This window comes from Gammaproteobacteria bacterium (genome assembly GCA_015709615.1).
GTDB lineage: Bacteria > Pseudomonadota > Gammaproteobacteria > Burkholderiales > Nitrosomonadaceae > Nitrosomonas.
In genome coordinates this window covers 271337-284570 of record CP054179.1, presented here as the reverse complement: position 1 = coordinate 284570, position 13234 = coordinate 271337, and the positions used below count along the sequence as shown (strand labels likewise).

The window sequence follows — 13234 nt, the reverse complement described above, 5'->3', positions numbered from 1 at the left end:
TTCCGTCGAATTCGACGGAATTAACCAATGTTGATTTTTTCGACCACAAATGAGGTATGGAAAATCAACATCACTTCTGAAGTTGCATCAAGTCAGCGCAAGCAATTCGCTAAAAAAGTGCGGTTTTGTCAATCAGGCCAAAAAAGCAAACTGACATAAATGCTTGAGCATGAAAGCACAAGAAAAATCTGCAAAGTAACCCCGGTGTAACCCCGGAAAAAAGAAAGAGGTTGAGCATCGCTGCTAACCCCTTCTTTTTAATTGGTAGGTCGTGGCAGATTCGAACTGCCGACCAACGGATTAAAAGTCCGCTGCTCTACCGGCTGAGCTAACGACCCGAAGCGCAGCATTATACCTGAATCAATTACCGATAGAAATGGCTTTATCAGATTGAGTGTTTGTTCTTATGCTATAAGAGATACGGCTATAATGCCTAGCACACTGACAATAGCGCGAGTATTGGATAAAATGTATGCAAAAATACTGTAGGATTACCGGGAAATTTACTGTAAATTTCAATGCCATAAAAAATAAAATTTTTATGATCTCGCTACAAAATCAAATCCATATCCTTCTGGTATTTATTCTGCCAGAATCAACAAGTAACAAGTGGTATTGAAATCAAGTGGCATCATTAAGGCGACAGGAAGCGGAAGTCCGGTTCGTATTTTTAAAAAAACCGTAAGCCAGTCGAATAATGGTAGATCAACTCTATTTTTGTGATTAAGGAAAGTAACTGATAATGCTGACACATTTGCAGCGCTTAGAAGCGGAGAGCATACAAATCATGCGGGAAGTCGTCGCGGAGTGCGAACACCCGGTGATGCTTTATTCCATTGGTAAAGACAGCGCTGTCATGCTGCATCTGGCGGTAAAGGCATTTTACCCCTCGAAACCGCCGTTCCCTTTGCTTCATGTCGATACGACATGGAAATTCAGGGAAATGATTGAATTTCGCGATGTCATGGCGAAAAAACTCGGGCTCGAATTGCTGGTTCATATTAATCCACGCGGTGTGGAGAAAGGAATAAATCCGTTTACGCACGGCTCGGCGGTTCATACGGATATTTGGAAAACCGAAGGGTTGAAGCAAGCGTTGGATAAGTACGGTTTCGATGTGGCTTTTGGCGGCGCGCGCCGGGATGAAGAGAAATCCCGTGCGAAGGAACGCATTTTTTCCATCCGCTCGGCGCAACATCGTTGGGATCCCAAGCTGCAACGGCCGGAACTGTGGCGGTTATATAATGCGCGTAAGAATAAAGGTGAGAGTATCCGGGTATTCCCGCTTTCCAACTGGACTGAACTCGATATCTGGCAATATATTTATCTGAATGACATTCCCATAGTACCGCTTTATTTTGCCAAGGAACGTCCTGTCGTCGAGCGCGATGGCACATTGATCATGGTGGATGACGAACGTTTGCCGATGCGGGAAGGCGAACAGCCGATGATGAAGACGGTGCGGTTCCGCACCTTGGGTTGTTATCCGCTTACCGGCGCAATTGAAAGCGAAGCGAATACGCTGACGGCGATTATTCAGGAAATGCTGCTGGCAAGAACCTCCGAGCGGCAAGGCCGGTTGATTGATCACGATTCCGCCGGTTCGATGGAAAAGAAAAAGCAGGAGGGTTATTTCTAATGGCGCACGTATCGGATTTGATCGCAGAAGATATCGAGCTGTATTTAAAAACGCATGAAAACAAGAGTCTGCTCCGGTTTATAACGTGCGGCAGTGTCGATGACGGAAAAAGCACTCTGATCGGCCGATTGCTTTATGAATCGAAGATGTTATTTGAAGATCAATTGACTCAATTGGAGGTTGATTCCAAGAAAGTCGGTACGCAAGCGGGCGATCTGGATTTTGCGCTGCTGGTTGATGGACTGGCGGCGGAACGTGAACAGGGCATTACCATTGATGTCGCGTACCGCTTTTTTTCTACCGACAAGCGCAAGTTTATCGTTGCCGACACACCCGGGCACGAACAGTATACGCGCAACATGATCACCGGCGCGTCGACCGCTGATGTGGCCATTATTCTGATCGATGCGCGCAAAGGGGTGTTGACTCAGACGCGGCGGCACAGCTATTTGGTTTCTTTAATCGGCATCAAGCATGTGGTGCTGGCGATCAATAAGCTCGATATGGTGGGATATTCCGAAGAGGTTTTTAACCGGATCGATCACGACTATCGCGTATTCGCCAAAAAGGTCGGATTGCAAAATATTGTCGCCATCCCGATGTCGGCTTTGAAAGGCGATAATATTACCGAGTTAAGCAGGAATACACCGTGGTATAGCGGCGACACATTGATGAGCTATCTGGAGAATGTGCAGGTAGAAGATGCCGCTGAGCAATCCGGCGTTTTCCGTATGCCGGTGCAATGGGTGAATCGTCCCAATCTGGATTTCCGCGGTTATTCCGGCATGGTGGTACGCGGCAGTGTCAAGCCTGGCGATCCCGTCTGCGTTCTGCCATCCGGCAAGGAAAGCCGGGTGGCGCGCATCGTCACCCAAGACGGCGATCTTGACCGGGCGGTTTGCGGACAATCGATTACGCTGACATTGACGGATGAGATCGATATCAGCCGAGGCGATGTGTTGGCGACAACCGATTCACCGCCCGGCGTGGCCAATCAGTTTGCAGCGACTGTGGTTTGGATGATCGACGAACCGCTGCTTCCCGGCAGGCCGTACTTGATGAAGATTGGTGCAAAAACGGTAACCGCCACTATTTCCGAGTTGCAGCATAAGGTCAATGTGAATACGCTCGAGCATATTGCTGCTACGCAGCTTGAGCTCAATGAAATCGGCATTTGTACTCTCGCTACGGATCAACTGATCGCATTCGATCCGTATAGCGAAGATCGTGATACCGGTGGTTTTATCATGATCGATCGCCTGACCAATAATACGGTAGGGGCGGGCATGCTGCACTCGGCCGTACAGCAATCGCACAGCCGCGCCGGGTGGCAAACGGTCAGTGTGAATAAACAAGCGCGCGCCGCCCTCAAGGGACAAAAACCGTTCATCTTGTGGCTTACCGGATCCGGCAACAGCAAGTCGGCTATCGCTGTTTTGCTCGAGAAAAAGCTTTATTCGTTAGGCAAACACACTTATCTGCTGGATGGAGATACTATTCGTCACGGCTTGAATAAAGATCTCGGTTTTACCGATGCCGACCGGATTGAAAATATCCGGCGCACTGCGGAAGTAGCCAAGCTGATGGTTGATGTCGGACAAATCGTGCTGGTTTCTCTGATTTCACCGTTTTCCGACGAACGTAAAATGGCGCGTGAATTGGTGGCACAGGGCGAATTTTTTGAAATATTTGTCGATGCAACGATCCAGACGGCAGAAGCGCGAGAGCTGAAGGAATTGCAAAAAGGCGATCGCAGCAAAGTTAATTCTACCGGCGAAGCACCGGATAATCCGGAAATCCGTATCGATAGGGCTATTCAGACCCCTGAGCAGGCGGTGGAGCATATCATCCGTTACCTGACGCAAGCGGGCGTGCTCAGTTAATAGCACTATTGCCCGATAAATCATCGCATGCATCAGTGTGGCGCGATTGGCGGCGATGCGAACGAATGACCGTGCCACATCAAAGTCTCTGACTAGACTCGTAAGTTTTATGGTTCATTAAATCATTTTGTAACCGTTTTCATGCCACAGTGTCATCGTGCGCTTGAAAAATTGTAAAGCGTTCGAGCAAATCTATCACTTTTCATCGGATTAATTATCATGATTCTTGTTACAGGCGGTGCTGGATACATCGGGTCGCACACTTGCGTCGAATTGCTAAATGCGGGATTTGACATTACGGTTTTCGATAATTTTTGTAACAGCAATCCGGAAGCACTGATGCGCGTGCAGAAAATTACCGGCAGGAAACCTGGATTAATTACCGGCGATTGCCGTGATCGGGCCGCCTTGACGGCAGCGTTACAGCAAAGTAAAGCCAAAGCGGTTATCCATTTTGCCGGACTTAAAGCCGTCGGGGAATCGGTTGAGCAGCCGCTTTCCTATTACGACAATAACGTCGCCGGGACATTGCGGCTATTGGAAGCGATGCAAGCATGCGATGTCAAAACATTAGTATTCAGTTCTTCGGCAACGGTTTATGGTGATCCGGTACGCCTGCCGCTAACGGAAGATCATCCACTGACTGCAACGAATCCCTACGGACGCAGCAAGCTGATGATCGAAGAGATTCTGCGCGATTTACAGCGCAGTGACAATTCATTCCGGATCGGTATATTGCGGTACTTCAACCCGGTGGGGGCGCACGCCAGCGGACTGATCGGCGAAGATCCGCAAGGAATTCCGAATAACTTGATGCCTTTCGTGGCGCAGGTCGCGGTGGGGCGAAGGGAAACTTTGAACGTATGGGGAAACGATTACCCTACGCCAGACGGCACCGGCGTGCGCGATTATATTCACGTCGTCGATTTGGCACAGGGGCATCTCAAGGCTCTGGAGGTACTGGAAGCGTCGCGTCATACGCAAGATAGTCAATATTCCGGCTGTTTGACCGTAAACCTAGGCACCGGACGAGGGTACAGCGTATTGGAAGTGGTGCATGCCTACGAACAGGCAAGCGGACGGCCGATCCCGTACCAGATCGCTCCCCGGCGTTCCGGTGATATTGCTGCTTGTTATGCGGATCCAAAGCGCGCTTTCGAATTGCTGGGCTGGCAAGCCAAACTCGGATTGGATGAAATGTGCACAAGCAGTTGGCATTGGCAAAGCACCAATCCGAGCGGCTATCAAAGCTGACCGGAGCTACTTTTCCGGACTACCGGAATCGGATGAGGGCGGTTGTGGCGACTCACTATTAAGGAGAACTTAAATGAAAGCGATAAGAAAGGCTGTTTTTCCTGTTGCCGGATTAGGTACACGTTTTTTACCGGCGACCAAGGCGAATCCCAAGGAAATGCTGCCGATCGTCGATAAGCCGTTGATTCAATTTGCTGCGGAAGAAGCGGTTGCCGCGGGTATCGACGTACTGATTTTCATCATCGGGCGTAACAAAAGCTCCATACCCGATCACTTCGATAAGGCATTTGAGTTGGAAGCGAAACTGGAAGCGGATAGAAAGCATGAAATGCTGAATATTGTCCGCAATATCCTGCCGGCGCGCATCGATTGCGTTTATATCCGGCAAGCCGAAGCACTGGGACTGGGACATGCGGTTTTATGCGCACAATCGGTTGTCGGCGATGAACCGTTTGCGGTTTTACTGGCGGATGATTTGATCGATGGCGGCAAACAATGTTGTTTGAGTCAAATGGTGGATATTTACGCGCAGCACCATTGTTCAGTCTTGGGAATCGAAAAGGTCCCTCATCATACGGTTAACCGTTATGGCATTATCAACGGTGCATCGATTGCCAATAACTTGTCCAAAGTCAACGCAATCGTCGAAAAACCTCCGGTCGATGAGGCGCCATCCGATCTCGCGGTGGTCGGACGCTATATCCTGACACCGCGCATTTTCAAGTTGCTGGAAAAAACGGAACGCGGTGCCGGTAATGAAATTCAGCTGACGGATGCGATCGCGAAATTGCTGCAAGAAGAATCGGTGCTAGGCTACGAATTTGACGGCAAGCGTTACGACTGCGGCAGCAAATCCGGTTACTTGGAGGCTACTGTGGAATTCGCTCTGCAACATCCTGAGCTTAAGCAGGAATTTTCATCCTACTTAAATGATTTGGTTAAAAGCTTTCCCCAAATAACGAAATAACACACATTATGTTCAAAAAAACAGGGCGGTAAATCCAAATTCGGACTTACCGCCCTGTTTTAATTACCGGCTGATCGATTTCCGCCGGATTTAATCGGCTTTCTTTTTGCGGAACGGTAACTTATTGAACAGCGGCAGGCACAGTAATCCGACAAGTGCGCCGATCAACATCATGCCGTAGCTCTGCAAGTTATTATTGGTGAATGCCGTAATCTGCCGCACCATTGCGCTCTGTTCCGCTTTATCCGAAACTTTGGGCAGTTTTTCCGCTTCGTACGTATCGTTGATGTTATAAGGCGTCACACCGGGAATGCTCGGTATGTTTTCCGCTCCCTTGCCGACGACCAGCTGCGCTTTCATGCCTTTTTCCATGTGATGGGAAATATCGCAATGCACCAGAAACGTGTCATCCGATCCCGGCACGATGATGGTGCCGGTGACCGTTTTAGGTCCCGTCACTTCCAAATGGAACATGCCGTATTTATAAAGATATTTAGGCAATCCGTGCATCATGAATTGATGCCGGATGTTATCTTCGTTGACAAAGTGCCAGGTGACTTTGGAACAAGGTTTTACGTGCCATTGCTGTTGATCGAACGCGAAAGCGGTGCCGGGGAATCTGGCGGCATATTTTCTGCCGGCGCGTACGGTAATTTCCACTTCCTCGGAAATGCTCTTACAGCTGCTGGGCAATTTGTCGAGATTTTGCCCCATGATCATGGTGCCTTCGTGGTCCATAATATGATCATGATCCATATGATGATGGTGATGTCCGTCGCCATGTTCCGTGGATTGCGTGCTGGTGGAATGCATGCTGTGGTCGGTATGCTGCTCCGCGCTAATGTCGTGACCGCTATGATCGTGACCGCTGTGATCATCCGCTTGCTGTTCCTCTGTGCTTGCTTGAGTTGAATCCATGCTATGACTACTATGATCATGCTCGTGGGTTGTGGCTGCTTTGTCCTGAGCGGTGGCGTTCGTACCGACAGCGAGAATTCCAGCGAGTAAGAAAGTAATGGTTGTCGTCTTTATCATTTTTGGTTACTCCCTTTAATTCCTTTTAGGCGGGAAACTGCCGCGATAGCGCTTTGTTTGATTTGCTCTCGTTTGGCGAAAATCAGATAAATGACCAGTCCTATCAGCAGACCGATCGCACCATTCAGCAAAGAGGTCTGTGCCTGGGCGCTGAGGCCGGTTTGTCCGCCGGGGGAGCCGAGGCTTGACCATTCATCCAGATCCTGCCAAACGGGTAGCCTTCTTTCGAAATATTCCTTGGTAAAGTATTTGTTCAGATCGATGCCGAAGTGACTGACTTTCGGCAGGCCGCTGCCGTTCAGATAGGATTTGTACACGATCGAGCTCATACTGCCGCCTTCGGCCATGCCGTTGGTGGTGATACCTTTTTCCCGGTGATCATGGATCAGCCAGTCGCCTTCGCCGTAACTGTGTTTGCCGTCGTTGACGGTTTCCAGTTTCAGATCGAGGCGTTGCGCCGGTGCCATATCGAATACATCGCGCATGATCTGGGCAACCGGATTATGCTCCACGCCGTCATAGTGCGTGATCGTGGCATGATGGCCGTGCGTATGGACCGCGATCGACTCGCCGCCGCTATTGAGCAGGCGCAATTTAATTTTCTGATCGGGTTCAACGATAATCAGCGATTCTCTTAGCGTATAAGGAAACGACAATCCGTTCAACGTGTAATAATCCTCGGTCGAATCGGTGATGTCGTAGCGTTGATTCATATCGCGCGCGATGAGCCGCGGATCATTGTATTTCTGAATGATGTCACTCAGTTCCTTATCCATCGCGTGATAGTGGAGATCGTATTCCTGATCGAAATTTTCGCGCACTGCAACCGATGGATGGCGGACATGGCCCGCACCGATATTCAGGGTTTGCAGCCAATTGTTGGGCCGGTTTTCTTCTACGACGATCATCCCCGCCAGACCCATAGCCAAGTGCGTATGTGTCTGTACATGACAGTGATAGAACATGGTGCCGGGTTGTCTTGCCTGGAATTCATATACACGACGTCCGCCTGGCATCAATTCAACTTCGCTGGTCTGCGGTACACCGTCCTGACCGGCATGATCGCCGTGTGAGAAAGGATGATCTACGCCGTGCAAATGAATGCTGTGCGGGAAATAATGCGTGTTTTCCAGCACGATTTGCACGATATCGCCGACTTCGACGCGGATCACCGGAGAAGGGAGTCTCAATAACGGATTCGCCCGGACGCTCTCAAAATTCTCGGTCGACATGCCGCTGGTTTTCGGTGCAAATACCCAAGCACCCGGTTGAACGCCGGGAGCAATGTCGAATGTCGGTACCAGACCGGGGAAATCGGGCGACTTGCCGTTCAATTCCATGATTTCCAGTTTGATGATAATCCGGTCGGGATCACCATCGCCGTCCAGATCATCGGTTTTGATGATGGCATCCGGTGAAAGACCGGTCTTCATCAGCGTATCCATCGAAATATGGTTGGTTCCTTTAACCGCCGCCGCGATCCAGGCCGGATTATCCGGACTGCAACCGGGCGATGCTGCTATTTTGACTCCTTCAATTTCCTGAGCTTCGCGCCATGCCGGGGAGATTTTCGGATCACACATCGGCTCGACCGTTAACGCGGCCGGATCAACTTTCACCGTTTCGGGCAGCTTCAGCGATGCCTGAACCGCAGCTGGCGACAGCATGAAGAAAGTCAATAAGGCAATAAAAAAGTGAATAGGCATATCAACGCACCTTTAAAATTTATCAAGTATTAATAAATATGGCTGCTTAGATCAAAAGTTTTTACAAAACCGGGATTAATAGCCAATATCTATCTGATATGACAGAACTGTAGGCGTAATCATTGAGCGGTGTATTGGCTGGCAGGTAAAATTATGAGGTACATCTATCTTCATCTATGCAATACTTCTACATTATCCGTCAAGTTATCATCGGCAATCATTATACAGAACCCAATTCTGCTTTTGTGGTTTTTGCATAATCTGAATGAGATTGCGATTTTTTAATTTTTTAGTAACTATCCGAGTGACAATTCCAGATTTTTTCGCAAACTTAAATCAGCACAATTTGAAATTCCCGCAATCTGTCGAACAAATAAAGAAGGTATGCGTCATTTCCTTCTGCTGCGGCTTGACGGGTTTTCTGTTAACCGCCTGCGGCGGCAGAGCGCCCGCGCAACCGGCGCCGCGCATGGATCAAACGATACCGGTCACAGTCATCGCCATGCAGCCGGTAAAAATGCCGGTCAGTCTGGAAACGATCGCGCAAACCGAAGGTGCCAAGGAAATCGAAATCCGTCCACGCGTGGGCGGCATTTTGCTGAAGCGGTTGTATACCGAAGGGATGGCGGTGGAAGCCGGACAACCACTGTATTTGATTGATCCGGAGCCTTTTCAGAATGCGTTGGCGGAAGCACGGGCGGCGCATAACGAACAACATGTCCGCGTTCTGCGCGCCAAAAGCGATGAAGACCGGCAGCGACAGTTGCTGGCGGAAAATTTCGTCAGTCAGCGCGCATACGATCTGGCGAAAGCCGATCTGGCGATTGCCGAAGCGGCATTGCAAGCAGCGAAAGTCCGGGTGCAGCAGGCCGAACTCAATCTTTCCTACACCACCGTCAGAGCGCCACAAAAGGGAGTGACCGGCCGTTCGCAATTCTCCGAAGGCACCTTGGTATCCGCCAATAGCAGTCTTCTGACAACGTTGACGCAATTGTCGCCGATCTGGGTGCGCTTTAGTTTCTCGGATAACGAAGTCGCACCGGTAGGCGGGCATTTAAACGAGAAAAATGTGCACAGCGTGAAAATGATCTTGCCGGACGGGTCGGAATATCAGCAGGAAGGTAAAATCAATTTTGCCGCGAGCAAAATCGATCCGCTGCTGGGTACGCAGCAACTGCGCGCAACGTTTGACAATAGCGAGCAGCGCATATTGCCCGGAAAGTTCGTCCGTATCCGCGTGACTGCCGGAAAGCCGCGCACGGTGTTCATCGTGCCGCAGATCGCCGTGCTGACATCCGATATGGGGCGCTTTGTGTACGTGGTCAATGAACGGAATGAAGCGGTGCAACGCCCTGTGACCGTCGATAACTGGATCGGCAAGGACTGGATTATTCTGGCAGGATTAAATTCCGGCGATCGCGTGGTGGTCGACAATCTCATCAAACTGATGCCCGGCAAAGTTGTCGAGCCGCAATTGCGTGACGATTCTCCGGCTGCGCCAGCGGGCGCGGCCTTCACCCATTAGCAGCAACCGCATTCATTCATGGCCAGATTCTTCATCACCCGCCCGATTTTTGCATCGGTACTGTCAATCGTCATTGTGTTGGCCGGATTGGCTGCGGCGTTGCAATTGCCGATCGAGCAATATCCGAAAATAACGCCGCCGACCGTCATCGTAACCGCAACGTTTCCGGGCGCGAATGCCGATACCATGATCAAAACCGTGGCTGCGCCAATCGAAGAAAAACTCAGCGCCATTGAAGGGTTGCTATACTTTAATTCCAGCGCCGATTCCAGCGGCCGCTTGACAATTACCATCACATTCGAAATCGGCACGGATATCGATCGCGCCACCTTCAATGTCAGCAATGAAATCAATACCGCGTTGGCGCGGCTACCTGATGAAGTCAGGCGCTCGGGTATCACCGTGCAGAAGCGTTCCAACGACCTGCTGCTGGTTTTTGCGGTAACTTCGAAGGATCCCAATCACACCACGCTGTTTCTCAGCAATTTCATTACCAATAATCTTCTGGATGACTTAAGGCGCGCCTCGGGTGTCGGTGAAGCGCGGATCTTCGGCGCGCAGGATTACTCCATGCGCGTTTGGCTGCGCCCCGACCGGATGGCGCAACTGGGAATCACTACCACCGATATCGCCAATGCCATCCGGGCGCAAAATGCGCAGCCGGCGGTTGGCAAAATCGGCCAGGAGCCGGCGGTTGCCGACCAGCAACTGGTATATACCGTGACCGCCAAAGGCCGGTTATTGGAACCGGAGGAATTTGAAAATATCATCCTGCGCTCGGACGGGCCGCGCGGCGTGTTATATCTCAAGGACGTGGCGCGCATCGAACTGGGCGCGCAGGATTACGCCGCGCAGACTCTGCTGAACGGCGAACCGGGCCTGGGAATCGGCATTTTCTTGCGTACCGGCGCCAATGCGCTGGAAACGGCAGCTGCCGTCAAAGCCAAAATGAACGAGCTGCAACATTATTTTCCCGAAGGTTTGCAATATTTTATTTCCTACGACACCAGCGTGTTCGTCAAAGCATCGATCTGGGAGGTGGTGAAAACGCTGGGTGAAGCCATGCTGCTGGTGGTGCTGGTGGTTTATCTTTTTCTGCAAAGCTGGCGCGCTACGCTGATTCCGGTCATTGCGATACCGATCTCCCTGATCGGCACCTTTGCCGGATTGTGGTTGCTGGGTTATTCGATCAATACGTTGACGCTGTTTGCGATGGTGTTGTCGATCGGAATTGTTGTCGACGATGCCATTGTGGTGCTGGAAAATATCGAACGGCTGATGACGCAGGAAAATCTATCGCCGGTGGACGCCGCCCTCAAGGCGATGCAGCAGGTATCGACTGCGGTGGTCGCCATGACGATGGTGCTGGCGGCGGTTTTTATCCCGGTGGCTTTTCTCGGCGGAATCGCCGGTGAGCTGTATCAGCAATTTGCCGTGACCGTGGCGGTTGCCGCGATAATTTCCGGCATTGTGGCGCTCACGTTGACGCCTACGCTGTGTTCGGTATTGCTGCGTCCGACGCATCAGCATTCGGCTTTTTTTAGCTGGTTTAACGATCATTTCGAGCGTGTGCGCGGAGCGTATGTCGGCACGGTCGGCCTGAGTTTGCGCCATAGCGGACGGAGTGCGTTGTTGTTCGTGGTGATGATCGCGGGGTTGATCTTGCTGGTGAAAAATATTCCGGACGGCTTTGTGCCGCCGGAAGATCAAGGGTACGTCATTGCGGCGGTCATTTTACCCGACGGCGCCACGCTGGCGCGAACCACCAAGACCGCAAACGCCATCAGCACCGAGATGGCGAAGGAATCCGCCGTGGCTTTTCAGTTTGCCGTGAATGGCTTGGATTTCATCGGCGGCGGCAACAAGACCAATGTATCGACGATGTTCGTGCGCTTGAAGGATTGGTCGCAACGCACCACGACGGCGGCCGATATTGTGAGTAAGATGTTTGTAGCCGGCGGACAGCAACCGGACGGCATGGCGATTGCATTTAATCCGCCGGCGATACGCGGTTTGGGCAGCACCGGCGGCTTTGAATTGTACGTGCAGAGCCGCACCAATTCCGATACCGCGCAGTTGACCGCGGTGGTCAATGAATTGATGCGGGCATTGAAACAAGATCCAAGACTCGCTACGGTGAATACTTTTTTGCGTTCGTCGGTACCGCAATATTTTGTCGAAGTCGATGAAGCCAAGGCGATGACGCAGGGGATTGCCATCGCGGATATCTATGCCACGCTGCAAAGCACCATGGGGTCCTTTTACGTGAACGACTTCAATCGCGCGGGGCGGACGTATCGCGTGCAATTGCAGGCGGAAGCCGCTTACCGTATGAAAGCGGAAGATCTCGGTAAGGTCTATGTGCGCGCGAATTCCGATGCGATGATTCCATTGTCGGCGCTAAGCAAAGTCAAGCACATCGTCGGTGCGGAACAACTGGAACGGTTTAACGGATTGCTGGCGGCTAAAATAGTCGGCAGCGGCGCGCATGGTGTCAGCTCCGGTGAAGCGATCGCGCTGGTCGAAGAAATTGCCGCCAGAACGCTACCGGAAGGCTATCAGATTGCCTGGACCGGCACGGCGTTTCAGGAAAAGAAAATGGGGTACGCGGCGATTTTCGCTTTCAGTCTGGCAGTGGTAATGGTTTTTCTAATTCTTGCGGCGCAATTCGAAACCTGGGCGTTACCGCTGGCGGTCATCATGGCGATCCCGTTTGCCATGGTCGGCGCTTTGGCGGCGATTTTGCTACGCGATATGCCCAATGACATTTATTTTCAGATCGGCATGGTGACTTTAATCGGTTTGACGGCCAAGAACGCCATTCTATTGGTCGAATTCGCCAGTCAAAGAATGAAGGAAGGCGTCAGTATCTATGAAGCGGCGATTCAATCGGCGCAACTGCGTTTCCGCCCGATCGTCATGACGTCGATGGCGTTTATATTGGGGGTTGTGCCTTTGGTGATCGCAACCGGAGCCGGTTCGGCTGCACGGCAATCAATGGGAACCGGGGTTTTCGGCGGGATGATCATGGCGACTTGCGTGGCGACGATATTCGTGCCGTTATTTTTTTCCTGGTTTGTACGGTTCCGGCACGCCAAGCCGTCCGCAGGCATGCACAATGAGGCGCGGCCGCCGCTATCGTATAAACCGCTCAGAAGAACGCGGAATTAGTTTACCCGTAGCGCTGAATCCACGTGGGCATCTGCGAATGGACTGCTAATTCGG

At 51.3% G+C, this 13234-nt stretch carries 8 protein-coding genes and 1 tRNA gene; 6 read left to right on the top strand and 3 right to left on the bottom strand.

What is annotated here, in order from left to right; genetic code table 11:
• Positions 1-262: 262 nt before the first annotated feature.
• Positions 263-338, bottom strand: a tRNA-Lys gene (locus HRU77_01430).
• Positions 339-742: 404 nt separating this feature from the next.
• On the opposite strand from HRU77_01430, the gene cysD reads away from it, so the two are divergent.
• The 4 genes from cysD to galU all read left to right on the top strand — a co-directional run bounded on the left by cysD (position 743) and on the right by galU (position 5743).
• Entirely contained in the window at positions 743-1639 is an 897-nt protein-coding gene (gene cysD / locus HRU77_01425) for a sulfate adenylyltransferase subunit CysD (protein QOJ19472.1), read from the top strand.
• Positions 1639-3522: a sulfate adenylyltransferase subunit CysN gene (cysN, locus tag HRU77_01420; protein ID QOJ19471.1), complete on the top strand. Its 1884-nt coding sequence runs from the start codon at positions 1639-1641 to the stop codon at positions 3520-3522. The genes cysD and cysN overlap by 1 nt, the downstream gene beginning before the upstream one ends.
• A 219-nt stretch (positions 3523-3741) precedes the next feature.
• Positions 3742-4776, top strand: a complete 1035-nt coding sequence (galE, locus tag HRU77_01415) for a UDP-glucose 4-epimerase GalE (GenBank protein QOJ19470.1) — start codon at positions 3742-3744, stop codon at positions 4774-4776.
• Positions 4777-4849: 73 nt separating this feature from the next.
• Positions 4850-5743, top strand: a complete 894-nt coding sequence (gene galU / locus HRU77_01410; protein QOJ19469.1) for a UTP--glucose-1-phosphate uridylyltransferase GalU — start codon at positions 4850-4852, stop codon at positions 5741-5743.
• Between the two features lie 90 nt (positions 5744-5833).
• On the opposite strand, the gene HRU77_01405 is transcribed toward galU, so the two are convergent.
• Together HRU77_01405 and HRU77_01400 are read right to left on the bottom strand one after the other, a co-directional pair.
• A complete protein-coding gene (locus tag HRU77_01405) occupies positions 5834-6778 on the bottom strand; it encodes a copper oxidase (protein QOJ19468.1) in 945 nt (314 codons plus the stop codon).
• On the bottom strand, positions 6775-8484 hold the full coding sequence (locus HRU77_01400; GenBank protein QOJ19467.1) for a multicopper oxidase domain-containing protein: 1710 nt from the start codon (positions 8482-8484) through the stop codon (positions 6775-6777). The genes HRU77_01405 and HRU77_01400 overlap by 4 nt, the downstream gene beginning before the upstream one ends.
• A gap of 265 nt (positions 8485-8749) precedes the next feature.
• Between HRU77_01400 and HRU77_01395 the strand changes: the two genes are divergently transcribed.
• Together HRU77_01395 and HRU77_01390 are read left to right on the top strand one after the other, a co-directional pair.
• On the top strand, positions 8750-10009 hold the full coding sequence (locus tag HRU77_01395) for an efflux RND transporter periplasmic adaptor subunit (GenBank protein ID QOJ19466.1): 1260 nt from the start codon (positions 8750-8752) through the stop codon (positions 10007-10009).
• A gap of 18 nt (positions 10010-10027) precedes the next feature.
• Entirely contained in the window at positions 10028-13180 is a 3153-nt protein-coding gene (locus HRU77_01390) for a multidrug efflux RND transporter permease subunit (protein ID QOJ19465.1), read from the top strand.
• The last annotated feature ends 54 nt before the right edge of the window (positions 13181-13234 follow it).

Excerpts from the sequence above, each read along its gene's own strand:
- galU (QOJ19469.1), top strand. The coding sequence starts at position 4,850 with ATGAAAGCGATAAGAAAGGCTGTTTTTCCTGTTGCCGGATTAGGTACA.
- HRU77_01400 (QOJ19467.1), bottom strand. The coding sequence starts at position 8,484 with ATGCCTATTCACTTTTTTATTGCCTTATTGACTTTCTTCATGCTGTCG.
- HRU77_01395 (QOJ19466.1), top strand. The coding sequence starts at position 8,750 with ATGAGATTGCGATTTTTTAATTTTTTAGTAACTATCCGAGTGACAATT.
- cysN (QOJ19471.1), top strand. The coding sequence starts at position 1,639 with ATGGCGCACGTATCGGATTTGATCGCAGAAGATATCGAGCTGTATTTA.
- HRU77_01390 (QOJ19465.1), top strand. The coding sequence starts at position 10,028 with ATGGCCAGATTCTTCATCACCCGCCCGATTTTTGCATCGGTACTGTCA.
- HRU77_01405 (QOJ19468.1), bottom strand. The coding sequence starts at position 6,778 with ATGATAAAGACGACAACCATTACTTTCTTACTCGCTGGAATTCTCGCT.
- cysD (QOJ19472.1), top strand. The coding sequence starts at position 743 with ATGCTGACACATTTGCAGCGCTTAGAAGCGGAGAGCATACAAATCATG.
- galE (QOJ19470.1), top strand. The coding sequence starts at position 3,742 with ATGATTCTTGTTACAGGCGGTGCTGGATACATCGGGTCGCACACTTGC.